20 protein-coding genes and 7 tRNA genes are annotated in these 22,919 nt (G+C 56.2%); 17 read left to right on the forward strand and 10 right to left on the reverse strand.

Annotated features, from left to right (window positions below; all coding sequences use genetic code 11):
• Nucleotides 1–149 precede the first annotated feature (149 nt).
• The 4 genes from ABVR31_RS13375 to ABVR31_RS13390 all read right to left on the reverse strand — a co-directional run bounded on the left by ABVR31_RS13375 (nucleotide 150) and on the right by ABVR31_RS13390 (nucleotide 3,660).
• Nucleotides 150–893 (reverse strand): type 2 GTP cyclohydrolase I, encoded by a 744-nt coding sequence (locus ABVR31_RS13375; protein ID WP_021508550.1) that lies wholly within the window; start codon nucleotides 891–893, stop codon nucleotides 150–152.
• 18 nt (nucleotides 894–911) lie between these two features.
• Complete coding sequence (phrB, locus tag ABVR31_RS13380) at nucleotides 912–2,339, reverse strand: deoxyribodipyrimidine photo-lyase (protein WP_372773138.1); 1,428 nt, start codon at nucleotides 2,337–2,339, stop codon at nucleotides 912–914.
• 12 nt (nucleotides 2,340–2,351) lie between these two features.
• Nucleotides 2,352–3,308: a 2-thiouracil desulfurase family protein gene (locus ABVR31_RS13385; RefSeq protein WP_058757888.1), complete on the reverse strand. Its 957-nt coding sequence runs from the start codon at nucleotides 3,306–3,308 to the stop codon at nucleotides 2,352–2,354.
• A gap of 151 nt (nucleotides 3,309–3,459) precedes the next feature.
• A complete protein-coding gene (locus ABVR31_RS13390; RefSeq protein WP_031279882.1) occupies nucleotides 3,460–3,660 on the reverse strand; it encodes a YbfA family protein in 201 nt (66 codons plus the stop codon).
• Nucleotides 3,661–3,906: 246 nt separating this feature from the next.
• On the opposite strand from ABVR31_RS13390, the gene kdpE reads away from it, so the two are divergent.
• Complete coding sequence (gene kdpE / locus ABVR31_RS13395; RefSeq protein ID WP_021508554.1) at nucleotides 3,907–4,581, forward strand: two-component system response regulator KdpE; 675 nt, start codon at nucleotides 3,907–3,909, stop codon at nucleotides 4,579–4,581.
• Nucleotides 4,582–4,623: 42 nt separating this feature from the next.
• On the opposite strand, the gene pgm is transcribed toward kdpE, so the two are convergent.
• Nucleotides 4,624–6,264 carry a phosphoglucomutase (alpha-D-glucose-1,6-bisphosphate-dependent) gene (gene pgm, locus ABVR31_RS13400; RefSeq protein WP_372773141.1) on the reverse strand — a complete coding sequence of 547 codons (1,641 nt, stop codon included), beginning with the start codon at nucleotides 6,262–6,264 and terminating at the stop codon, nucleotides 4,624–4,626.
• A gap of 25 nt (nucleotides 6,265–6,289) precedes the next feature.
• Nucleotides 6,290–6,829 (reverse strand): replication initiation negative regulator SeqA, encoded by a 540-nt coding sequence (seqA, locus tag ABVR31_RS13405; RefSeq protein WP_010616121.1) that lies wholly within the window; start codon nucleotides 6,827–6,829, stop codon nucleotides 6,290–6,292.
• Between the two features lie 248 nt (nucleotides 6,830–7,077).
• Between seqA and ybfF the strand changes: the two genes are divergently transcribed.
• The 4 genes from ybfF (at nucleotide 7,078) to fur (ending at nucleotide 9,757) form a co-directional block, all read left to right on the forward strand.
• A complete protein-coding gene (gene ybfF / locus ABVR31_RS13410; protein ID WP_021508556.1) occupies nucleotides 7,078–7,842 on the forward strand; it encodes an esterase in 765 nt (254 codons plus the stop codon).
• Nucleotides 7,843–8,011: 169 nt separating this feature from the next.
• Complete coding sequence (ybfE, locus tag ABVR31_RS13415) at nucleotides 8,012–8,287, forward strand: LexA regulated protein (protein WP_010616122.1); 276 nt, start codon at nucleotides 8,012–8,014, stop codon at nucleotides 8,285–8,287.
• A gap of 137 nt (nucleotides 8,288–8,424) precedes the next feature.
• Nucleotides 8,425–8,955, forward strand: coding sequence for a flavodoxin FldA (fldA, locus tag ABVR31_RS13420; protein WP_021508557.1), 531 nt, complete (start codon nucleotides 8,425–8,427; stop codon nucleotides 8,953–8,955).
• Between the two features lie 352 nt (nucleotides 8,956–9,307).
• Nucleotides 9,308–9,757 carry a ferric iron uptake transcriptional regulator gene (fur, locus tag ABVR31_RS13425; RefSeq protein ID WP_021508558.1) on the forward strand — a complete coding sequence of 150 codons (450 nt, stop codon included), beginning with the start codon at nucleotides 9,308–9,310 and terminating at the stop codon, nucleotides 9,755–9,757.
• Nucleotides 9,758–9,818: 61 nt separating this feature from the next.
• On the opposite strand, the gene ABVR31_RS13430 is transcribed toward fur, so the two are convergent.
• The 3 genes from ABVR31_RS13430 to nagE all read right to left on the reverse strand — a co-directional run bounded on the left by ABVR31_RS13430 (nucleotide 9,819) and on the right by nagE (nucleotide 14,303).
• Nucleotides 9,819–10,214 carry a hypothetical protein gene (locus ABVR31_RS13430; protein WP_222951168.1) on the reverse strand — a complete coding sequence of 132 codons (396 nt, stop codon included), beginning with the start codon at nucleotides 10,212–10,214 and terminating at the stop codon, nucleotides 9,819–9,821.
• A 236-nt stretch (nucleotides 10,215–10,450) separates the two neighbouring features.
• Nucleotides 10,451–12,118 (reverse strand): glutamine--tRNA ligase, encoded by a 1,668-nt coding sequence (gene glnS / locus ABVR31_RS13435; protein ID WP_372773144.1) that lies wholly within the window; start codon nucleotides 12,116–12,118, stop codon nucleotides 10,451–10,453.
• Between the two features lie 151 nt (nucleotides 12,119–12,269).
• A complete protein-coding gene (gene nagE / locus ABVR31_RS13440; RefSeq protein WP_058758041.1) occupies nucleotides 12,270–14,303 on the reverse strand; it encodes an N-acetylglucosamine-specific PTS transporter subunit IIBC in 2,034 nt (677 codons plus the stop codon).
• A gap of 343 nt (nucleotides 14,304–14,646) precedes the next feature.
• Here nagE and nagB point away from each other — a divergent pair, with 343 nt between their 5' ends.
• The 12 genes from nagB (at nucleotide 14,647) to ABVR31_RS13500 (ending at nucleotide 21,564) form a co-directional block, all read left to right on the forward strand.
• The gene (nagB, locus tag ABVR31_RS13445; RefSeq protein WP_031279884.1) at nucleotides 14,647–15,447 is read left to right on the forward strand and encodes a glucosamine-6-phosphate deaminase; all 801 of its coding nucleotides are present in this window, start codon (nucleotides 14,647–14,649) and stop codon (nucleotides 15,445–15,447) included.
• A gap of 58 nt (nucleotides 15,448–15,505) precedes the next feature.
• On the forward strand, nucleotides 15,506–16,654 hold the full coding sequence (nagA, locus tag ABVR31_RS13450; protein WP_059012584.1) for an N-acetylglucosamine-6-phosphate deacetylase: 1,149 nt from the start codon (nucleotides 15,506–15,508) through the stop codon (nucleotides 16,652–16,654).
• A 7-nt stretch (nucleotides 16,655–16,661) separates the two neighbouring features.
• Nucleotides 16,662–17,882 carry an N-acetylglucosamine repressor gene (locus ABVR31_RS13455; protein ID WP_058757890.1) on the forward strand — a complete coding sequence of 407 codons (1,221 nt, stop codon included), beginning with the start codon at nucleotides 16,662–16,664 and terminating at the stop codon, nucleotides 17,880–17,882.
• Nucleotides 17,883–17,923: 41 nt separating this feature from the next.
• Entirely contained in the window at nucleotides 17,924–18,676 is a 753-nt protein-coding gene (locus tag ABVR31_RS13460) for an HAD-IIA family hydrolase (RefSeq protein ID WP_372773147.1), read from the forward strand.
• Nucleotides 18,677–19,015: 339 nt separating this feature from the next.
• On the forward strand, nucleotides 19,016–20,683 hold the full coding sequence (gene asnB / locus ABVR31_RS13465) for an asparagine synthase B (protein WP_058757891.1): 1,668 nt from the start codon (nucleotides 19,016–19,018) through the stop codon (nucleotides 20,681–20,683).
• 216 nt (nucleotides 20,684–20,899) lie between these two features.
• Nucleotides 20,900–20,976, forward strand: a tRNA-Met gene (locus tag ABVR31_RS13470).
• A gap of 7 nt (nucleotides 20,977–20,983) precedes the next feature.
• Nucleotides 20,984–21,068, forward strand: a tRNA-Leu gene (locus ABVR31_RS13475).
• A 21-nt stretch (nucleotides 21,069–21,089) separates the two neighbouring features.
• Nucleotides 21,090–21,164, forward strand: a tRNA-Gln gene (locus tag ABVR31_RS13480).
• 34 nt (nucleotides 21,165–21,198) lie between these two features.
• Nucleotides 21,199–21,273: transfer RNA gene (locus tag ABVR31_RS13485), tRNA-Gln, on the forward strand.
• A gap of 29 nt (nucleotides 21,274–21,302) precedes the next feature.
• A tRNA-Met gene (locus ABVR31_RS13490) sits at nucleotides 21,303–21,379 on the forward strand.
• Nucleotides 21,380–21,386: 7 nt separating this feature from the next.
• Nucleotides 21,387–21,461 (forward strand) — tRNA-Gln (locus tag ABVR31_RS13495).
• A 28-nt stretch (nucleotides 21,462–21,489) separates the two neighbouring features.
• A tRNA-Gln gene (locus ABVR31_RS13500) sits at nucleotides 21,490–21,564 on the forward strand.
• A gap of 105 nt (nucleotides 21,565–21,669) precedes the next feature.
• On the opposite strand, the gene ubiF is transcribed toward ABVR31_RS13500, so the two are convergent.
• Nucleotides 21,670–22,842, reverse strand: coding sequence for a 3-demethoxyubiquinol 3-hydroxylase (gene ubiF, locus ABVR31_RS13505; protein WP_222951171.1), 1,173 nt, complete (start codon nucleotides 22,840–22,842; stop codon nucleotides 21,670–21,672).
• Nucleotides 22,843–22,919: the final 77 nt, after the last annotated feature.

Genomic DNA, 22,919 nt, shown 5'->3' on the forward strand with positions numbered 1-22,919 from the left:
GGTCATTAATAAAACGCGCCGTGACCGCAGTGACGGCGCGCCTGAGGGCATTCGCTTATGCGAAAAGTCAATAAGTTATGCGAAAGTGAAGGAGATGTGTCAACTGATTTGCGCCCGGCGCGTGTTTTCCGGGCGCATAAGCGAGGCGGTCAGGCGGGGTTGTCGATGTCGATAAAAGTCACATCCAGACCATGCTGGCTGGCGAGCCACTCACCGAGCGCTTTGATGCCGCCGCGTTCGGTGGCGTGATGGCCGGCAGCAAAGAAATGCAGTCCCTGTTCACGGGCGCTGTGAATGGTCTGCTCAGAGACTTCACCGCTGATAAAGGCGTCAACGCCAAAGGCGGCGGCCGCATCGATAAAGCCCTGGCCGCCACCGCTGCACCATGCCACCCGGCGAATCAGCGCCGGAGCATTATCACCGCAGTGCAGCGGCTGGCGGCCGAGGCGCGCCGCGATCTTTTCCGCCAGCGCCGGACCGCTTAGCGGCTCAGCCAGCTCGCCCCAGGGCACCAGCGGCTGAATTTCACCTTTGACGTCGATATCAAACAGCGTGGCCAGCTGGGCGTTGTTGCCCAACTGTGGGTGAGCATCGAGCGGCAGGTGCCAGCCGTACAGGTTGATGTCATTGGCCAGCAGCGTGCGCAGACGCTGGCGTTTCATGCCTTTAATCACCGGCGCTTCGCTCTTCCAGAAGTAGCCATGATGCACCAGTATCGCATCGGCCTGGCGTTTTACCGCCTCATCCAGCAGCGCCTGACAGGCCGTCACGCCGGTGATTACGCGGCGCACCTGCTCACGCCCCTCAACCTGCAAACCGTTGGGCGCATAGTCGCTGAAGGCACTGGTGTTGAGTTGCTGATTGACAATCTGTTCTAACTCGAAATTGTTCATAACGGCTCCGTGACCGCCTCAGGCTGCGCTGCGCGCGCGCTCGAAGGCGTCTAGTGTCTTTTTACGTGCCGCCTTATGTTCCACGATTGGCGCCGGATAATCGAGTTTCTTGTTATTTTTCTCCGCCCAGGCGTGCGGTTGATGGATGGCGCTGTCCGGCACGTCTTGCAGCTCCGGCAGCCACCGGCGGATAAACTCGCCCTGCTTATCAAAGCGCTCGCCCTGGGTCGTCGGGTTGAAGATGCGGAAGTAAGGCGCGGCGTCGGTGCCGGTCGACGCGGCCCACTGCCAGCCACCGTTGTTAGCCGCCAGATCGCCGTCAATCAGCTGCTGCATGAAATAGCGTTCACCCTCGCGCCAATCTATCAGCAGGTCTTTCACCAGAAAGCTGGCGGTGATCATGCGTAACCGGTTGTGCATCCAGCCCAGCGTATTGAGCTGGCGCATCGCTGCGTCAACAATCGGATAACCGGTTTTGCCCTGCTGCCAGGCGGTAAGGTGTTGCTCATTCTGTTGCCAGCTGACGTTGCGCGTCCAGTCGACAAACGGCTGATGCTTACACAGCGCCGGAAAGGCCACCATCAGGTGACGATAAAATTCGCGCCAGACCAGTTCATTCAGCCACACCAGCGCGCTGCCGTTGTTCAGCGCCTGCGGATGCTCCTTCAGAATGCGATGCAGGCACTGACGCGGCGACAGCACACCAATCGCCAGATACGGCGACAGGCGGCTGGTGCCATCAATCGCCGGTATGTCGCGCTGCTGGTCATATTTTTCAACCCGCTGCTGGGCAAACTGGCGCAGCTGCTTCAGCGCCGCCTCTTCTCCGGCGGGGAACCAGGTTTCGTCGAATTCTTCTACAGGATAATCGAATGCCGCTATTTTTTTGCCGGCGGCCACGGGTGCCCCAGCGCGCGCTTTTGGTGCGTGATGACACTCTGGCAGCCCCTGTTGCAGACGCCGGATAAACGCTTTGCTGAACGGCGTGAACACTTTGAACATGCTGTTGCTGCCGGTCTGTACGCTGCCCGGCGGTAACAGCAGGCTGTCATCGAATCCCTGGCACACCACGCCCTGCTGATCGAGCTGCTTTTCAACCGCAGCATCGCGCTGGCGCTCATTGATTTCATACTGATAGTTGTAAAATAGCGCATCCACCTTGTACTGCTGGCAGAAGGTCGCCAGATAGTCGACCGACGCGGCGAAGTCATCGCACTGATGATAGTGCAGCTTGATACCGCGTTCTGCCAGCGACTGCTGCAGCAGGCACAGGTTTTGATGGATAAAAGCCGCCTGTTTGGGGGCCATGCTGTGTTGCTGCCACTGGCCGGGCGTGGCGATGAACAGCGCCAGCACCTCGGCCTGACTGTCGCGGCAAGCCGCGGCCAGTGCGCTGTTATCATTAATGCGCAAATCGTTACGCAGCCAGACTAAGTGAGTGCTCATAACGCTCCGTGTTTACTGGCCGTAGCGCAGACGCAGCGCTTCCGGGTAGGGATCGAAATAACGCTGCTGCGCCAGCCACGGGTGCGGGAACTCCGCCATGTAATGTTTCAGCATGGTGATGGGGGCCAGCAACGGCTGCACACCGCGACGATAGCGGTCGATCAGCTGCGCCAGCTCCTGACGCTGCGGTGAACTCAGCTTCGGCCGGAAATAGCCCTGTACATGCATCAGCACATTGGTGTGATTACGGCGCGACGCCTGGTGCGACATCAGGTGCATCAGACGGTTACGGTATTCAAAGGCGTACGCATCCAGTGACTCCCACTGTTCCATCGCCGCGACAAACCGCCCCATCTCGCGGTACTCATCCTGCGCATGTGACAGCAGCAGTAGTTTGTAACGACTGTGGAAGGCAATCAGCTTGTGGCGCGTCAGCCCGCTGCGCCACATTTCGTTGAACTCATGCAGCGCATAGACGCGCCCCATAAAGTTTTCGCGGATCGCATCATCGTGCAGGCGTCCATCCTCTTCCAGCGGCAGCCACGGCAGCTCTTTCTGCAGGAACGAGGTGAACACGCCGGTGCCGGCTTTGCGATTGTTGTTAGTGTCAGGCTCGTAGACGCGCACGCGCTCCAGTCCGCAGCTCGGCGATTTGGCACACAGGATGTAGCCGCACAGATGGTGCAGCGATTTGACGCGCTCCGCAGACCAGCGGGCCATGTCGTCGGTCAGCTCTTCCCCGCCGTCTTTGCTGAAACACAGGTGGATCTGATCGTCGCTCTGTTTGACCAGCCGCAGCGCCGGGCGCGGCGTCGGCAGACCGATGGCCATTTCCGGGCAGACAGGTTCGAAGCGCACAAATGGCGCGAGCTCGTCAGTTGCAAAGGCAAAACGCTTGTGGCCGCCATCGAATCGGACGCTATCCCCGAGCAGGCAGGCACTGATACCTACAGGAATTTTCTCGCTCATACTTGTACAACCTCCAAAATCTTGTAGAGGTTTAAGTGTAGCTGAAATGCCGCGAGATAACAGCGGGACAATGCGTTTGTCGCACCACTTTAAGATAAAAAAACCCGGTGCCTCGAGCGAGGTCACCGGGTTATCACCGCGAAGCGGGGCGTTACCAGTAGATACCGCCTGCCGCTTCCGATTGCGCCAGCCAGACTGGTTTGGTGCTGGTTTTGCACCACATGCGGTGCAGATAACTGTAGAAGCGCGCGCGATCCTGGCGGAACAGCATCACTGGCAGCGCCAGTACGCCAATCAATACCACCAGCACACGGCGCAGCACAATTTTGGCGAGTGGATATGCCTGATACATCAATGCCTCCTCGTGGTAAATTTTGCTATGAAATGTGATCTGCCTCAGATATTACGCCTGGTTGTGTAATTTTACTACTCATCCGACCACTATTTTGATCTTTTTTCAGCCATTTCCTGGCCGGGATGAAAGGAAGTTACATTTTTGTAAAATTTTGGATCACAGCGAGTTACTGAGATCGTGACGGACGCCGTCGCGGTTTATTGTTAAAGTAATGCGTTAACCTTATTTGCCGCAGGAGTCAGCGTGACGACCATCTTGATTGTCGAAGATGAAAAGGAGATTCGCCGTTTCGTGCGCCTGGCGCTGGAGAGCGAAGGCCTGAAGATTGTGGAAGCGGAGCAGTTGCAGCGCGGCCTGATTGAAGCGGCTACGCGCAAACCGGATTTGGTGATTCTCGATCTCGGTTTACCGGACGGCGATGGCAATGCCTTCATCCGCGAAGTGCGGCAGTGGAGCAGCATGCCGGTAATTGTGCTGTCAGCACGCAGTGACGAGCAGGATAAAATAGAGGCGCTGGATGCCGGCGCTGACGACTATCTCACTAAGCCGTTTGGCATCGGCGAACTGCTGGCGCGCGTGCGCGTGGCGCTGCGTCGTCATCAGCGCAGCCAGCCGGAGCCGCTGGTGCAGTTTGGCGAAGTGAGCGTTGATCTCGCCGCGCGGCGCGTGCTGCGCAGCGGCGAAGAGGTGCATCTGACGCCGACCGAATTTCGCCTGCTCAGCCTGCTGCTGAATAACGCTGGCAAAGTACTGACCCAGCGCCAGTTGCTTAACCAGGTGTGGGGGCCCAACGCCGTGGAACACAGCCATTATCTGCGCATCTATATGGGACACCTGCGGCAAAAGCTGGAAGCCAATCCCACCCAGCCGACGCACCTGCTGACAGAAACCGGCATCGGCTATCGCTTCATGCCATAAAAAAAGGCCGCAAACGCGGCCTTCTTCATGCAGGATGCCCTGTCAGGCGTTTTTCAGCACTTCGCTGACAATTTCTACCGCTTCTTTCTCGATCTGCTGGCGATGCTCAGCGCCGAGGAAGCTTTCACAATAGATTTTGTAGGCGTCTTCCGTACCGGACGGACGTGCCGCGAACCAGCCGTTTTCAGTCATCACTTTCAGACCACCAATCGAGGCACCGTTGCCCGGTGCCGCGGTCAGACGTGCGGTGATCGGGTCGCCTGCCAGCGTATCGGCGCTGACCATTTCAGGTGACAGCTTCGACAGTGCCGCTTTCTGCGCGGAAGTGGCAGGTGCCTGCAGACGGTTGTAGCTTGGCGCACCAAAACGCGCGGCCAGCTCATCATAGTGCTGCTGCGGGTTCTTACCGGTAACCGCAGTGATTTCCGCCGCCAGCAGACACAGGATGATGCCGTCTTTGTCTGTTGACCAGGCGGAGCCGTCGAAACGCAGGAACGAGGCGCCGGCGCTCTCTTCGCCGCCAAAGCCAAAGCTGCCATCGAACAGACCATCCACGAACCATTTGAAGCCGACCGGTACTTCCACCAGCTTGCGACCAATGTCGTTCACCACGCGGTCGATCATCGCGCTGGAGACCAGCGTTTTACCAACGGCCACCTCTTTGCCCCACTGCGGACGGTGCTGGAACAGGTAGTTGATCGCTACCGCCAGATAGTGGTTCGGGTTCATCAGACCGGCGGGCGTGACGATGCCGTGACGGTCGTAATCCGGATCGTTACCGAAGGCCAGATCGAACTTATCTTTATACGCCAGCAGACCGGCCATCGCGCACTCGGACGAACAGTCCATGCGCACCACGCCATCTTTATCCAGATGCATGAAGCGGAACGTCTGGTCGATGGCATCATTGACGATGGTCAGATCCAGCTGGTAGTGCTCAGCAATGCGCTGCCAGTAGGCCATGCCGGAACCGCCGAGCGGATCGACACCGATTTTCAGGCCGGCTTTCTGGATCGCCGGGAAGTCAATCACCTGCGCCAGACCTTCAACGTATGGCTGGATCAGATCCTGCTCAACGATGTGGCCACTGGCCCACGCCTGATCCAGCGCCAGACGCTTAACCTCTTTCAGCTCACCTTTGATCAGCTGATTCGCGCGATCTTCCACCACTTTGGTGACGTTGGTGTCAGCCGGTCCACCGTTCGGCGGATTGTACTTGATGCCACCGTCTTCCGGCGGGTTGTGCGACGGGGTAATCACGATACCGTCCGCCTGCGCGCCGCCGCGCTTGTTATGCTCCAGAATGGCGTTGGAGATCGCCGGCGTCGGCGTATAGCCGTTGTCCTGCTGCACAATCACATCAACGCCGTTGGCGGCCAGCACTTCCAGCACTGACAGGATCGCCGGCTCAGACAGCGCATGGGTGTCTTTGCCTACGTAGCACGGACCGGTGATACCATTATTTTTACGCTCTTCAGCGATCGCCTGCGCAATCGCCAGAATATGTACTTCGTTGAAGCTATGACGTCCCGCGCTGCCGCGGTGGCCGGAGGTGCCAAATTTCACCGCATGGTCCGGGTTCGCCGCATCCGGCTTCAGGACGTAGTACTGCGAGGTTAATTGTGCAACGTTAATCAAATCGCTCTGCTGGGCAGGTTGCCCGGCACGGGGGTGATTGGCCATTGGCGCTTCTCCCTGACGCTTCGGTTTAAATGGTGCCGCAAACTTTCTCTGCCAGTTCCTGCGGGAACTGCATGGCAAGCATGATGTGTTCCACCATGCTGCATTTACGACCTGTATTGGTATTGGTGATCACCCAGTACGGCGTGCCGGGCACGTGCTTCGGCTTAGTATGGGTGCCATTTTGCAGCAGCGTGTGCTCGTCGCCCGCAAAGTAGACGCGGGTGCGGCCCTGCAGCGAGGCAGTGGCATCAGCAAAGGCTGCCGGATCAAGACGATAAAGGGTTGACAGGATCAGCATGAAGCGATTAACCGCCTTCTTCTGCTCCGCATACTCGTCAGACAGCAGCAGCTCACGCACGGCGCGCACGCGATCCTGAGGTCGCGCTTCGCTGCGTGCAGCCGGTGCTTCTTTTACCGCCGCATTCGCCGCTGGCGCAGCGGATGCGCTCTGGCCGGCAGTGAATTTCAGCATACGGCGCAAAATGTCCGAGGCGCTTTCACCAATGTGCTGCGTGTGGCTGGCAATATAACGGTAGAGTTCTTCGTCAACTTCAATCGTTTTCATCTTTTTCCGTGCGATTCTGGCAAATGGCAGAACCACGCTACTTTGCAAAGGCCTTAACAAAATCCGGTCGTGCAAAATGTGAGCGGGCTCTAACATAAGGATTATAAAGTTAAATCCGCGACAGCCGGTAGCGCTGGCATCGTTTACGGGCAAAAGTCGGAATATGCCCTAATGCCTGACCGCCTGGCGCCGGGACAGGTGAATCCATGATACCCTAAGCCCAGGTCTCAACCGAAAGAACTTTAGCCATGATTTTGAACGCCCGTCTGCAAACTGAACAATCTGCCCCTGATGCCCAGCCCATTCTGTTAATTCATGGCCTGTTTGGTAGCCTGGATAACCTCGGCGTACTGGCGCGCGGCGTGCGCGATGCACGACCCACGCTGCAGGTGGATGTCCGTAACCACGGCCTGTCACCGCGCAGCGAAGAGATGCACTACGCTGCGCTGGCGCAGGATATGGTCGATACGCTGGATGCGCACCACATCGAACGGGTTGATGTTATCGGCCACTCAATGGGCGGCAAAATTGCCATGGCGCTGAGCGCCGTTGCGCCCGAACGAATTGGCAAAATGGTGCTGATCGATATCGCGCCGGTGGATTACCAGACGCGACGCCACGATGAGATCTTCGCGGCAATCCGCGCGGTCAGTGCAGCTGGCGTCACGCGCCGCAGCGCTGCGGCCGACGTGATGCGTGAACACGTGCGCGAAGAAGGCGTGATTCAGTTCATTCTGAAATCTTTCCATGAAGGCGAATGGCGCTTTAACGTGCCGGTGTTATGGGACAATTATCCGGTGCTCTCCGGCTGGCAGGAGGTGCCCGCGTGGCCTCATCCGGCGCTGTTTATTCGCGGCGGTGATTCACCCTATCTGGACAATCAGCACCGTGATGCGCTGCTGCGCCAGTTCCCGCAGGCGCAGGCGCACATTATCAGCGGTGCCGGCCACTGGGTGCATGCCGAAAAACCCGATGCCGTACTGCGCGCGGTGCGCCGCTTTTTTAACCTGTAAAAGCAAAAGCTTGCTACGGGCGGTTTAGGGTTGGCGTCGCGCCGGGCGCTGGAGTATGATGTCGCGCTAAAAATTTGCCGCGGATGCTTTTTTCGCCGCGGTCGGGCCGATAAATGTTTAAATCGCGCAGCGCCTTTCCGCCGTTCGCGCCCACGCAGTTTCACAAACCATGGCAAAAGAACAGACAGATCGTACCACGCTCGATCTCTTCGCAGACGAGCGGCGTCCCGGTCGCCCTAAAACCAGTCCGCTGTCGCGTGATGAGCAGCTGCGCATTAATAAGCGCAACCAGCTGAAGCGCGACCGGGTGCGCGGCCTGCGCCGCGTTGAGCTGAAAATGTCCAGCGAAGCGGTCGACGCGCTTAATACGCTGGCCGAGCAGCAGAACATCAGCCGCAGTGAACTGATTGAACAAATGCTGCTGGCGCAGCTCAAACTGGCGTAACGTGCGCAGACCGCACGCTGGAACACAAACTCAGCGCTTTACACATTCCGCGCTTTTCGCCGGTCTGCTATCATTCGCATAACTGTGTCGTCTTCTGACTTACTTTCACAATCAGGATTTAAGAGGTTACTCACTCCATGGCAATCGTAGGCATTTTCTTCGGCAGCGATACCGGCAACACTGAAAACATTGCAAAAATGATCCAGAAACAACTGGGTAAAGATGTCGCCGAAGTGCATGACATTGCTAAGAGCACCAAAGAAGATCTCGAAGCATTCGATATTCTGCTGCTGGGTATTCCGACCTGGTACTACGGTGAAGCCCAGTGCGACTGGGATGACTTCTTCCCGACGCTGGAAGAGATTGATTTCAACGGTAAGCTGGTAGCGCTGTTTGGCTGCGGCGATCAGGAAGATTATGCCGAGTACTTCTGTGACGCGATGGGCACCATTCGCGACATCATTGAGCCAAACGGCGCAGTGATTGTGGGCCACTGGCCAACCGAAGGTTACCACTTCGAAGCCTCTAAAGGTCTGGCAGACGACAAACACTTCCTCGGCCTCGCCATCGATGAAGATCGTCAGCCTGAACTGACTAACGAGCGCGTCGACAAATGGGTTAAGCAGATCTTTGACGAGCTGCAGCTGCAGGCGATCATCGAAGCCTGATGCTTTCCTGTCCGATGTGGGCGCTGGCTCACATCGGGCAATGGAATTACCTATAAAAATAATAGCTACGGTTTTTTAACTTTTTCCCTCAATTCTGTAGAATACCCGCAACGGTCATCTGCTTATTCCTCGGGCATCAGACTGAGACTGCGCGAAAAGGAACATCGATCTGCACGATCCCGCTGAGGTTCACGACATTTCTCCTTACAGCATCCGGGGAATTGTCCGCCGCAGCCGGTTTTCATTTCGCAGGCTGAGCTCTATAATGAGACGCAAATGAGAATGCGCGTTGACCACACATTCAAGGCCTTTGCGCCGTAAGTGACTAGCAAAGTAACAGGACAATATCCGCATGACTGACAACAACTCCGCATTGAAAAAGGCTGGCCTGAAAGTCACGCTGCCCAGACTGAAGATTCTGGAAGTGCTTCAGGGACCCGGACCCGAGTCCCATCATGTCAGTGCGGAAGATTTGTACAAACGCCTGATCGACATGGGCGAAGAGATTGGTCTGGCGACGGTATACCGTGTTCTGAACCAGTTTGACGACGCCGGCATCGTGACGCGTCATAACTTCGAAGGCGGGAAATCCGTGTTCGAACTGACCCAGCAGCATCACCACGATCACCTGATTTGCCTCGACTGCGGCAAAGTGATCGAGTTTAGCGATGAATCTATCGAAACGCGTCAGCGTGAGATTGCAACACGCCACGGTATCAAACTCAGCAACCACAGCCTGTATCTGTACGGCCACTGTGCGCTGGGAGACTGCCGCGAAGACGAGACGCTCCACGATCAGTAATTGAATATGCTATGCAGTATAAAAAAACCGGTGCCAGGCACCGGTTTTTTTATGGCTGTGTTCAGGCGACCAGCGTTTCCTGCAAATAGCGCCAGCGCGGAACCGACGTGCTGCAGTCCAGCACCGCCAGCGAAATGCGGGTCTGGTTGTTGCCGTTGAGCATTTGCAGTTCGTGATACTGAATGGTCACTTCCTGCTGCTGCTGGGAAATGATGGCATGCTCACTGGTGGCGATTCGCATCCCTTCCCGCTGCCCGTGCAGTTTGCGAAACAGGGTTTCAGTGTCATTGAGATCGAGCTGTTTGCCTTGCGGCGTCACCATTTTGAAGTCGGGATGAAAGTGCGACAGCAGCAGATCCATACTGTCATCGCTGCCTTCGGTCTGATTAAAAATACGTTCGATAAGCTGATGTAAAACCACCACGCTATGTTTGGCTTCCAGAGCGAGACTTGTCATTTTTCTTCCTTCGCTAACCCGCACAGCAACATTTAAGAGCGCATAGCCTACCTGAAAATAACGATTTCACACGGGTAAATTAGTTAATTTTATTAAAGTCAGATTAGTCGTAATCGCGCGTAATTACTGTTTTTTGTCTGGTTCAGCATAATCGATTCCCGTTTGCAGATAACGGGCAATAAAAAAGGGCGATTGCTCGCCCTTTGCTGATCATATCGTGCTATCAAGCAGTAAAATTATTCGCCGATTTTTGCCCAGGTATCACGCAGACCCACAGTGCGGTTGAACACCAGTTTCGACGGCTGCGAGTACACGCTGTCAGCGCAGAAGTAACCTTCGCGCTCAAACTGATACGGCGCCAGCGCGCTGGCGGCACGCAGACCCGGCTCAACGAAGCCCTGTTTGATCTCCAGCGAGTTCGGGTTAATGGTGGTGAGGAAATCCTCGGCCGCGCCCGGGTTTGGCACGCTGAACAGACGATCGTACAGGCGGAATTCGGCAGGCAGCGCGTGAATCGCCGACACCCAATGAATAACGCCTTTCACCTTGCGGCCATCGGCCGGATCTTTGCTCAGGGTGTCGACATCGCAGGTAGCGTAGATGCAGGTGATGTTGCCGGCTTCATCTTTCGCCACGCGCTCGGCACGAATGACGTAAGCGTTACGCAGACGAACTTCTTTACCCAGCACCAGACGCTTGTACTGCTTGTTGGCCTCTTCACGGAAGTCGGCACGATCGATCCACACCTCACGGCTGAACGACACCTCACGCGTGCCCATCTCCGGCTTGTTCGGATGGTTCGGCATGCTGATGATTTCTTCATGCCCGGCCGGCAGGTTCTCGATCACCACTTTCAGCGGATCCAGCACCGCCATGGCGCGCGGCGCGTTCTCGTTGAGGTCGTCACGAATGCACGACTCCAGCGACGCCATCTCAACAATGTTGTCCTGCTTGGTCACACCGATACGGCGGCAGAATTCGCGGATTGACGCCGCGCTATAGCCACGACGGCGCAGACCGGATACGGTCAGCATGCGCGGATCGTCCCAGCCTTCAACAATCTTCTCGCTCACCAGCTGCGTCAGCTTACGCTTCGACATCACCGCATATTCCAGATTCAGGCGCGAAAACTCGTACTGACGCGGATGCACCGGAATAGTGATGTTATCCAGCACCCAGTCGTAGAGACGACGGTTGTCCTGGAACTCCAGCGTACACAGGGAATGGGTGATGCCTTCCAGCGCATCAGAGATGCAATGGGTAAAGTCGTACATCGGATAGATGCACCACTTGTTGCCAGTCTGGTGGTGTTCGGCAAATTTAATGCGGTACAGCACCGGATCGCGCATCACAATAAAGCTGGATGCCATGTCGATTTTGGCACGCAGACAGGCTTTGCCCTCTTCGAAGCCGCCATCACGCATCTTCTGGAACAGCGCCAGGTTCTCTTCCACACTGCGATCGCGATACGGGCTGTTTTTGCCCGGCGCGGTTAGCGTGCCGCGATATTCACGGATCTGCTCTGGCGACAGCTCATCAACGTAGGCCAGCCCTTTGTTGATCAGCTCAACCGCGTAGTTGAAGAGTTGGTCAAAGTAGTCAGAGGAGTAACGAATGTTGCCGCTCCACTCAAAGCCCAGCCATTGCACATCATTCTTGATCGATTCAACGAACTCCATATCCTCTTTGACCGGATTGGTGTCGTCGAAACGCAGGTTGCACTGCCCCTGATAATCTTGTGCGATACCAAAGTTCAGGCAGATCGATTTTGCATGGCCAATATGCAGGTAACCATTGGGCTCAGGCGGGAAACGGGTATGCACACTGTTGTGCTTACCGCTCGCCAAATCTTCGTCGATGATCTGACGAATAAAGTTCGTTGGGCGGGCTTCAGCCTCACTCATCTCAAAATCCTCAAAACAATAGCGGGTGATTTGTACCACGAAGTAACGGAGTATGATCCACAAAGCGCTGAAGGGAAACAACCGTTTGTTGGTCGTTTTAAAACAAAAAAGGCAGGAATTGCTTCCTGCCTTCAGTGACGCTCAAAACGTGTTAATTTTTCACTTCATACAGCGGCGTAACGCCTGCTACCACGGTACCGCCTGCCAGCAGATTCAGACCAGCAAAATCATCGCTGTTGCTGACCACCACCGGGCTGATCATCGAACGCGCATTGGCGTTGAGGAAGTCCAGATCCATTTCGAGGATCGGCTGGCCCGCTGTGACGGTTGCGCCCTCTTCCACCAGACGGGTAAACCCTTTACCTTCCAGCGCGACGGTATCGAGACCCATGTGCACGACAATCTCAACGCCATTTTCGGCTTCAAGGCAGAATGCATGGTTGGTGTTGAAGATTTTCACCACGGTGCCCGCCACCGGCGCGACGACAGTTTTATCGCTCGGTTTGATCGCCAGACCATCGCCTACCGCTTTGCTGGCGAAGGCTTCATCCGGCACGTTTTCCAGCGCTACCACTTCGCCACTGACCGGTGCCAGCAGCGTTGCAATCACCTTTTTCTCGCTGTTGCGCACGGCCTGGGGCTGAGCAGCCGCAGGCGCGGCGGTTGTTGCCGCTGCTGGTGCCGCTGCGCCGGCCACCGGGCCTTTGCTCAGTACGGTTTTCATCGCGGTCGCAATGCTTTCGGCCTGCGTACCAACAATGATCTGCACGCTCTGCTTGTTAAGGCGGATCACGCCAGAAGCACCGAGGCGTTTGGCCACACTCTCATTCACCTGCGCCGAGTCTTTCACATTCAGACGCAGACGGGTAATGCAGGCGTCGATGTTGGTCAGGTTGTCAGAACCGCCCACCGCGCCGATGTAGCGACGTGCCAGAGATTCGGTTTCGCTCTCACCGTTGCTGCTGTGATCAACGTTGACGTCGTAGCCGTCTGTCTCATCACCGGCAGCCAGCTCGCGGCCCGGCGTCAGCAGGTTGAATTTCTGAATGGTGAAGCGGAACACCACGTAGTAAATGACGAAGAACACCAGACCCTGCGGGATCAGCATCCACCAGTGCACGGCCAGCGGGTTACGCGTCGACAGCACCATGTCCACCAGACCGGCACTGAAACCGAAACCGGCAATCCAGTGCATGCTGGCAGCGATGAAGACCGAAATACCGGTCAGCACGGCGTGGATGACATACAGCACCGGTGCCACGAACATGAAGGAGAATTCCAGTGGCTCGGTGATGCCGGTGAAGAAGGCGGCGAATGCCGCTGCCAGCATGATACCACCGACTTTAGCGCGGTTTTCCGGACGTGAGCAGTGATAGATTGCCAGCGCCGCACCTGGCAGACCGAACATCATGATCGGGAAGAAGCCCGCCTGATAGCGACCGGTGATACCCGGGATGCCGGTACCGTTGGCGATAGACTGCGCGCCGCCCAGGAATTTCGGAATGTCGTTGATGCCCGCCACGTCGAACCAGAACACCGAGTTCAGCGCGTGGTGCAGGCCAACCGGAATCAGCAAACGGTTAAAGAAGGCGTACACGCCCGCGCCGACCGAGCCCAGTTTCTGGATGTGCTCACCAAAGCTCACCAGACCGCCGAAAATGATCGGCCAGACATACATCAGGATAAAGGCGACCACAATCATCAGGAAGGAGACCAGGATCGGCACCAGACGGCGACCGCTGAAGAACGACAGCGCCTTAGGCAGCTCAACGTGGCTGAAGCGGTTATAAACTTCCGCCGAGAGAATGCCCACCAGGATGCCGACAAACTGGTTGTTGATTTTACCGAAGGCGGCAGGAACCTGCTCCACCGGCATTTTCTGAATCATGGCCACCGCGGCGGGTGAACACAGGGTAGTAACCACGAGGAAACCTACAAAGCCGGTTAATGCCGCTGCACCGTCTTTATCTTTTGACATGCCGTAAGCCACACCGATGGCGAACAGCACGGACATGTTGTCGATGATGGCAGAACCTGATTTGATCAGCAGTGCTGCCAGCGCATTGCCTGCGCCCCAGCTGTCCGGATCGATCCAGTAACCTACCCCCATCAGGATTGCCGCTGCCGGCAGGGTCGCTACCGGCACCATAAGCGCGCGGCCGACCTTTTGCAGATATCCTAAAATACTCACCTTATTCTCCCCCTATGAGACTGGCGTTTTGCCGTGATGCGGGTTGATTTTATTATCCCGGCACCCGGTACCTTGATGACACACTTCACCACGAGGCGCAGTGTAAAGATAAATTAATTCGCCTCGCAAATTAAAACCAGTGTAACTGTGACTTCAATCACCAAAATGGACGTTTTTCACTGCGAAATGCTAGCCACCACCACAAACTTATTTTATGATGAAAAATATCAGGTCGCACTTTTCCAACGCCGCGAGCGCGCAAACGGGTTACCCTATAAGCAGCCAGCTGCAGCAGTAAACGCGACCCTAACTTTCCAATCTTAACTGAGGTGAAGACATGAGACTGATCCCTTTGGCCACACCGACCCAGGTGGGTAAATGGGCTGCACGCCATATCGTTAATCGCATCAATGCCTTTAAACCCAGCGCAGACCGTCCCTTTGTGCTGGGACTGCCAACCGGCGGTACGCCGCTGGAAGCCTACAAGCACCTGATCGAGATGCATAAAGCGGGCCAGGTTAGTTTCAAACACGTGATCACCTTCAATATGGATGAGTATGTCGGTCTGCCGAAAGAGCATCCGGAAAGCTATCACAGCTTTATGTACCGTAACTTTTTCGATCACGTTGATATTCAACCAGAAAATATCAATCTTCTGAATGGCAATGCCGAAGATATTGACGCAGAATGTCGCCAATACGAAGAGAAGATCCGCGCACTGGGTAAAATCCACCTGTTTATGGGCGGCGTCGGCAACGATGGCCACATTGCGTTCAACGAGCCGGCTTCTTCGCTCTCTTCCCGCACCCGCATTAAAACCCTGACGCACGACACCCGTGTGGCGAACTCGCGTTTCTTCGACGGCGATGTTGATCAGGTGCCTAAATATGCCCTGACCGTGGGCGTCGGCACGCTGCTGGATGCGGAAGAAGTGATGATTCTGGTGACCGGCCACGTCAAAGCCCAGGCGCTGCAGGCGGCGGTAGAAGGTAACGTCAACCACATGTGGACCATCAGCTGCCTGCAGCTGCACCCGAAAGCGGTGGTGGTGTGTGATGAGCCAGCCACCATGGAACTGAAAGTGAAAACCGTGAAATATTTCCGCGAAATGGAAGCGGAAAATATGAAGGGTGTGTAACAACACGTTGTAGAAAGCCTGCTGTTAAGCGCAGCAGGTTCAGCCGGGAGAAGAGATGATGTACGCATTAGTTAACGGCCGGATTTTTACCGGTCATGAAGTTCTGGACAATCACGCCGTGGTGATTGCCAATGGCCTGATTGAGCGTGTCTGCCCGCGCGATGCGCTGGACGCCGCGATTCCACAACAGGATGTGGCTGGTGCGTTCATCGCTCCCGGATTTATCGACCTGCAGCTCAACGGCTGCGGCGGCGTGCAGTTCAACGATGACATCAATGCCCTGAGCGTGGAAACGCTGGAGATCATGCAGCGTGCCAATGAAAAATCCGGCTGCACCAGCTATTTACCGACGCTGATTACCAGCAGTGATGAACTGATGAAGCGCGCAATTGAAACCATGCGTGCTTACCTGGCGAAGCATCAGAATCAGGCGCTGGGCCTGCATCTGGAAGGTCCGTGGCTGAATAAAGAGAAGAAAGGTACTCACAATCCGCAGCTGATTCGTTTGCCGGATGCGGAACTGGTGGATTTCCTGTGCGCCAACGCTGACGTCATCACCAAAGTTACGCTGGCGCCGGAAAATGCGGGCAGCGCGGTGATTCGCCAGCTGCGTGACGCCGGGATTATTGTGTCATCTGGTCACTCCAATGCCACCTATGCCGAAGCCAAAGCGGGCATCAGCGCGGGCGTCACCTTTGCCACCCACCTGTATAACGCCATGAGCGCCTTTAGCGGTCGTGAGCCAGGTCTTATCGGTGCGCTGTTTGATTCGCCTGATGTATACTGCGGCATTATTGCAGACGGTTTACATGTCAATTACGCTAACGTGCGCAATGCAAAACGAATCAAAGGCGACAAACTGGTGCTGGTGACCGATGCCACCGCGCCGGCCGGTGCGTCGATTGATCAATTCATTTTTGCAGGTAAAACAATATACTATCGCGACGGCCTGTGCGTAGATGAGAACGGTACCCTGAGCGGATCTGCGCTGACAATGATTGAAGCGGTGCAGAATAGCGTGGAACATTGTGGTATCGCGCTGGACGAAGCGCTGCGCATGGCGACCCTGTATCCGGCAAGGGCAATGGGTGTGGAAAGGCAGTTTGGTACGGTGGAAGCAGGAAAAGTCGCCAACCTCACTGTCTTTACCCGCGATTATCAAATCACTAAGACGTTCGTCAACGGAGACAACGTCCTCAGCGAGTAAGTACTGAATGACCACTGGCGGCCAGACTCAAATAGGAAATGTCGATCTTGTCAAACAACTTAACAGTGCAGCTGTTTACCGGCTGATTGATCAACAGGGGCCGATTTCGCGTATTCAGATTGCCGAACTCAGCCAGCTTGCGCCCGCCAGCGTCACCAAAATTACCCGTCAGCTTATCGAACGCGGCCTCATCAAAGAGGTGGAGCAACAGGCCTCCACCGGTGGGCGCCGCGCCATCTCCATCATCACCGAAACCCGCCATTTTCATACCATCGGCGTGCGCCTGGGGCGCAACGATGCCACGCTGACGCTGTTTGATCTCAGCGGAAAATCGCTGGCGCAGGAAGATTATCCGCTGCCGGAGCGCACCCAGGAGACGCTGGAGAACGCGCTGTTCAACGCCATCAGTGCCTTTATGAGCACGCACCAGCGTAAAATTCATGAGCTGATCGCTATCGCGGTGATCCTGCCGGGGCTGGTCGACCCGATTAACGGCATCATTCGCTACATGCCGCACATTGCCGTCAGCCACTGGCCGCTGGTGGCGAGCCTGAAAAAACGCTTTAACGTCACCAGTTTTGTCGGGCACGATATCCGCAGCCTGGCGCTGGCTGAGCACTATTTCGGTGCAAGCCGCGACTGTGCAGACTCCATTCTGGTGCGTTTACACCGCGGAACCGGCGCCGGCATCATCGCGAACGGCCACATTTTCCTCGGCAGCAATGGCAACGTGGGTGAGATTGGTCATATTCAGGTCGATCCGCTCGGCGAACGCTGCCACTGTGGCAACTTTGGCTGCCTCGAAACCATTGCCGCTAATGGCGCGATTGAGAACCGCGTGCGCCACCTGCTCAATCAGGGTTATCCCAGCAGCCTGACGCTGGATGATTGCCAGATGCCGCAAATCTGCCGCGCCGCCAATCAGGGCGACGCGCTGGCCTGCGAAGTGATCGAGTACGTTGGCCGCTATCTCGGCAAAGCGATCGCTATCGCCATTAACCTGTTTAACCCGCAAAAAGTGGTGCTTGCCGGCGAAATTACCGATGCCGATAAAGTGCTGTTCCCGGCGATTGAGGGCTGCATTAACACCCAGGCGTTGAACGCGTTTCGCAAAAATCTGCCCGTGGTGCGGTCAGAGCTGGACCATCGCTCGGCAATTGGCGCTTTCGCGCTGGCAAAACGCGCTATGCTGAATGGCATTCTGCTGCAGCACCTGCTGGAAGAATAATAGAAAGCCTGCCGGCTGGCAGGCCCGACCGGAAGCCACCTATGACCATCAAAAGCGTAATCTGTGACATCGACGGCGTGTTGATGCACGACAATACCGCCGTGAAAGGCGCAAACGAATTCCTGCAGCGCATACTGGAAAAAGAGATGCCGCTGGTGGTACTGACTAACTATCCGTCACAAACCGCGCAGGATCTGGCCAACCGCTTTGCCAACGCCGGCGTCGACATCCCGGATTCGGTGTTCTACACCTCCGCCATGGCCACCGCGGATTTCCTGCGTCGTCAGGAGGGCAAAAAAGCCTACGTGATTGGTGAAGGCGCACTGATTCATGAACTGTATAAAGCCGGTTTTACCATCACTGACGTCAACCCGGATTTCGTCATCGTCGGCGAGACGCGATCGTTTAACTGGGAGATGATGCATAAAGCCTCCTTCTTTGTGGCCAACGGTGCACGTTTTATCGCGACCAATCCTGATACCCACGCACGCGGCTTTGTGCCGGCCTGTGGCGCGCTCTGTGCCGGTATCGAAACCATTTCCGGCCGCAAACCGTTTTATGTCGGTAAGCCCAGCCCTTACATCATGCGCGCCGCACTGAATAAAATGCATGCGCATTCAGAAGAGACGGTGATTGTGGGCGATAACCTGCGCACCGATATTCTGGCTGGCTTTCAGGCCGGTCTGGAAACCATTCTGGTGCTGTCCGGCGTCTCTACGCTGAGCGATATCGACGCCATGCCGTTCCGTCCGGACTGGATCTACCCTTCCGTGGCTGATATCGACCTGTTCTGATTAGCGTCATGCTGTCTGCTTATGGCCCTGCTCGCCGTTACGGTGTGCAGGGCTTTTTTATCTGTCTGGCACACCGCTGTGTTTCAGCCGCTGACGCGATCTCATCGGTTGCGCACAAAACCATCACTTCTGACAATTCATTAGACACCATCTAATTTAATCGTTAATTTTTTGAATAAAATTCAACATTACTTCATGCAAACAATCTTTTTATCAGTATTTGGTGATTTCGCTTGCGTTACCACCATCAATTAGCGCATTTTCTTATACATCACGCAGCGCAGGCTGCCGGACAAACAAGTCAATAACATCGCCACAGGGTGAGATCAGGAGTCAGTTATGTGTTCGATTTTTGGTGTGCTGGATCTGAAGACCGATCCTGTTGAACTGCGCAAGAAAGCGCTGGAATGTTCCCGTCTGATGCGTCACCGTGGCCCGGACTGGTCAGGTGTCTTCGCTGATGAGAAGGCCATTCTGGTACACGAGCGCCTGTCCATCGTTGACGTGAACAACGGCGCCCAGCCGCTGTACAACGCGGATCACACCCACGTACTGGCTGTAAACGGCGAAATTTATAACCACCAGGCGCTGCGCGCGGAACTGAGCGATCGCTACGCCTTCCAGACCGGTTCAGACTGCGAAGTCATCCTCGCGCTGTATCAGGAAAAAGGCCTCGACTTCCTCGACGATCTTCAGGGCATGTTCGCCTTCATTCTGTGGGACAGCGTCAAACAGCAGTATCTGATTGGCCGCGATCACATCGGTATTATTCCGCTCTATATGGGCAACGATGAGCACGGCAACCTGTATGTTGCTTCTGAAATGAAAGCGCTGGTGCCGGTGTGCCGCAGCATCAAAGAATTCCCGCCGGGAAGCTACCTCTCCAGCACCGATGGCGAAATCCGTCGTTACTGGCAGCGTGACTGGATGGATTTTGCTGCCGTGGCGCAAAACACCACCGATGCCGCTGGCCTGAAGCACGCGCTGGAAGAGTCAGTGAAGAGTCACCTGATGTCAGACGTACCGTACGGCGTGCTGCTGTCCGGCGGACTCGACTCTTCCATCATCTCTGCGGTGACCAAGCGCTATGCCGCCAAACGTGTGGAAGATCAGGACAAGAGCGATGCGTGGTGGCCGCAGCTGCACTCGTTTGCCGTCGGTCTGGAAGGATCGCCGGATCTGAAAGCGGCGCAGGCGGTGGCCGATCACCTCGGTACCGTGCACCATGAAATTCATTTCACCGTGCAGGAAGGTCTGGATGCGATCCGCGATGTGATTTACCACATCGAAACCTACGATGTGACCACCATTCGCGCGTCGACGCCAATGTATCTGATGTCGCGTAAAATCAAAGCGATGGGTATCAAAATGGTGCTGTCTGGTGAAGGGGCGGATGAAGTGTTTGGTGGTTACCTCTACTTCCATAAAGCACCGAACGCCCAGGAGTTCCACGAAGAAAACGTGCGTAAACTGCTGGCACTGCACATGTTTGACTGCGCGCGCGCTAACAAAGCGATGTCGGCGTGGGGCGTGGAAGCACGTGTGCCATTCCTTGATAAGAAATTCCTTGATGTGGCGATGCGCATCAACCCGGAAGACAAAATGTGCGGCAGCAACGGCAAAATGGAAAAACACATTCTGCGTGAATGTTTCTCCTCTTACCTGCCGGAGAGCGTAGCATGGCGTCAGAAAGAGCAGTTCTCTGATGGCGTAGGCTACAGCTGGATCGACACGCTGAAAGAAGTGGCGGCGAAGCAGATTAGCGAGCAGCAGCTGGCGACCGCACATTTCCGCTTCCCGCACAACACGCCAACCTCGAAAGAAGCGTATCTGTACCGCGAGATCTTTGAGGAGCTGTTCCCACTGCCAAGCGCGGCAGAGTGCGTGCCGGGCGGTCCCTCCGTGGCCTGTTCGTCGGCGAAAGCCATTGAGTGGGATGAAGCGTTTAAATCGATGGACGATCCGTCAGGACGTGCGGTAGGCGTGCATCAGTCAGCGTACAAATAAGCATTTTCTTTGTGCGTATAAGGGGCCCATTGTGGCCCCTTTTTCTTGCATCTGACGCGGATACGATCGAAAATTGCCGAATAAATCATCAGCCTGGTTACAAGCCAGACAAACAGGCGCGTTAAGGCAAAAAACGGCAAAAAATTTGTTGACGCTACAAAGCTCAATACGCATAATGCGCCCCGCAACGCCGATGAAGGTAACGCGAAAAAAGATGGCTACGTAGCTCAGTTGGTTAGAGCACATCACTCATAATGATGGGGTCACAGGTTCGATTCCCGTCGTAGCCACCATCTTTTTGCGGGAGTGGCGAAATTGGTAGACGCACCAGATTTAGGTTCTGGCGCCGCAAGGTGTGCGAGTTCAAGTCTCGCCTCCCGCACCATTTCAGTCTTCGGCAGCCGGATGGGGTATCGCCAAGCGGTAAGGCACCGGTTTTTGATACCGGCATTCCCTGGTTCGAATCCAGGTACCCCAGCCAATCCGATGCACTCTCGTGGATACGAGTCGACGAATGGGATATCGCCAAGCGGTAAGGCACCGGTTTTTGATACCGGCATTCCCTGGTTCGAATCCAGGTATCCCAGCCATCATCGGGCGCAGTAAAGCAGTACAATCTGGCTACGTAGCTCAGTCGGTTAGAGCACATCACTCATAATGATGGGGTCACAGGTTCGATTCCCGTCGTAGCCACCAAACAAATTGGGGTGTCGCCAAGCGGTAAGGCAGTGGATTCTGATTCCACCATTCCGGGGTTCGAATCCCTGCACCCCAGCCATACAAAGACAATTTGACCAAACACCTATTGGGGTGTCGCCAAGCGGTAAGGCACCGGATTCTGATTCCGGCATTCCGGGGTTCGAATCCCTGCACCCCAGCCAAATTGCACAACAGGCCCGCTTTTGCGGGCTTTGTTGTTTTTGTCGTTCCTCAATTTCACGCCTTATACAACAGATGGCGCCGCCACGATTGCGGCACCCGGTGTGTTACAACCCCAGCGCGTAACGCAGCACCTGACGCTTGAGCACGCCAGCATTCTCTGCCGCAATCAGTCCAAGGTTACGCACCACACGCAGCGGCGGCAGCGCGTTGCTAAAGGCGAAGTAGAACAGATCCATACCGCCCTGCATCAGCAAATTATCTTTGTAGCGCTGACGGTGATAACGCTGCAGAACCGGCAGCGATGACCAGCGCTGCGCCTGACTGCGCGCGTCCACCAGCGTATCAATCAGCGCATCCACATCGCGGTAGCCGAGATTAACCCCCTGCCCGGCCAGCGGATTGATGGTGTGTGCAGCATCACCGACCAGCGCCAGGCCCGGCAGCACATAGCGCGTGGCATGGCGGCGCACCAGCGGAAACGACGCCGCGTTCTTCACCTCGAAGCGGCCGACGCGCGCCGGGAAATTAGCCTGCACCTCTTTGGCCAGCTGGCTGAGCGGCAGATTTTGCAGCTGACGGATCCGCGCCGGCGCGTCGTACCACACCAGCGAAGCGTGACGATCAAACAGCGGCAGAAACGCGCGCGGTCCGTCCGGCGTAAATTGCTGCCAGGTGGCATCGCCGGCCTCGTGTTCACACTCAACGCTGATTAGCATGCAGGATTGCGCATAGTTCCAGCCGCGCACGCCGATACCCGCCAGCTGGCGCACGCGCGAATTAGCACCATCGGCCCCCACCACCAGCTGGCTATCCAGCGTGGTCCCGTCATCCAGCTGCAGCTGCCAGCCGCCGCTGTGCGCCTGCAGCGCCTGCAGTGAGGCCGGACACAGCAGCGTTACGCCATCCTGCTGCATCTGCTCCCACAGCGCGCGCTGCAGCACGCTGTTTTCCACCATATAGCCCAGCTCGGGAATGCCCAGTGCAGCGGCGTCGAAGGTGACGTGTGCGCTTTGCCACTCCCAGGTTTCCAGCTTGCGGTAGGGCGCGCTGCGCATCGCCTGGACACGCGGCCAGACATTGAGCTGGCGCAGCAGCGCCACTGATGACGCACCAATGGCGGAGATGCGTATATCCGGCGCAAGGCTGGCGTCAAACGCGGCCGGCTCGGCACGCTCAATCACCGCCACGCGAAACTGCTGCTGCGCCAGACCACAGGCCAGCGCGGCACCGACCATGCCGCCGCCTACTACCACCACATCAAACTGTGAATCCTGCATTGACTCTTATCCTTCTGATTGCCGTGACGCCTTGCGGCAGCACTCTATGTGGCAAAGTGTACCGGAAATTTACCGCA

Source organism: Pantoea sp. WEP (assembly GCF_041678305.1).
Classification (GTDB): Bacteria; Pseudomonadota; Gammaproteobacteria; order Enterobacterales; family Enterobacteriaceae; genus Pantoea; species Pantoea dispersa.

Coding starts and splice junctions, on each gene's coding strand:
- ybfE (WP_010616122.1), top strand. CDS start 8,012: ATGGCAAAAGAACAGACAGATCGTACCACGCTCGATCTCTTCGCAGAC.
- fldA (WP_021508557.1), top strand. CDS start 8,425: ATGGCAATCGTAGGCATTTTCTTCGGCAGCGATACCGGCAACACTGAA.
- ubiF (WP_222951171.1), bottom strand. CDS start 22,842: ATGCAGGATTCACAGTTTGATGTGGTGGTAGTAGGCGGCGGCATGGTC.
- ABVR31_RS13390 (WP_031279882.1), bottom strand. CDS start 3,660: ATGTATCAGGCATATCCACTCGCCAAAATTGTGCTGCGCCGTGTGCTG.
- glnS (WP_372773144.1), bottom strand. CDS start 12,118: ATGAGTGAGGCTGAAGCCCGCCCAACGAACTTTATTCGTCAGATCATC.
- ABVR31_RS13430 (WP_222951168.1), bottom strand. CDS start 10,214: ATGACAAGTCTCGCTCTGGAAGCCAAACATAGCGTGGTGGTTTTACAT.
- ABVR31_RS13460 (WP_372773147.1), top strand. CDS start 17,924: ATGACCATCAAAAGCGTAATCTGTGACATCGACGGCGTGTTGATGCAC.
- nagA (WP_059012584.1), top strand. CDS start 15,506: ATGTACGCATTAGTTAACGGCCGGATTTTTACCGGTCATGAAGTTCTG.
- ABVR31_RS13375 (WP_021508550.1), bottom strand. CDS start 893: ATGAACAATTTCGAGTTAGAACAGATTGTCAATCAGCAACTCAACACC.
- asnB (WP_058757891.1), top strand. CDS start 19,016: ATGTGTTCGATTTTTGGTGTGCTGGATCTGAAGACCGATCCTGTTGAA.
- seqA (WP_010616121.1), bottom strand. CDS start 6,829: ATGAAAACGATTGAAGTTGACGAAGAACTCTACCGTTATATTGCCAGC.
- phrB (WP_372773138.1), bottom strand. CDS start 2,339: ATGAGCACTCACTTAGTCTGGCTGCGTAACGATTTGCGCATTAATGAT.
- pgm (WP_372773141.1), bottom strand. CDS start 6,264: ATGGCCAATCACCCCCGTGCCGGGCAACCTGCCCAGCAGAGCGATTTG.
- nagB (WP_031279884.1), top strand. CDS start 14,647: ATGAGACTGATCCCTTTGGCCACACCGACCCAGGTGGGTAAATGGGCT.
- fur (WP_021508558.1), top strand. CDS start 9,308: ATGACTGACAACAACTCCGCATTGAAAAAGGCTGGCCTGAAAGTCACG.
- ybfF (WP_021508556.1), top strand. CDS start 7,078: ATGATTTTGAACGCCCGTCTGCAAACTGAACAATCTGCCCCTGATGCC.
- ABVR31_RS13455 (WP_058757890.1), top strand. CDS start 16,662: ATGACCACTGGCGGCCAGACTCAAATAGGAAATGTCGATCTTGTCAAA.
- ABVR31_RS13385 (WP_058757888.1), bottom strand. CDS start 3,308: ATGAGCGAGAAAATTCCTGTAGGTATCAGTGCCTGCCTGCTCGGGGAT.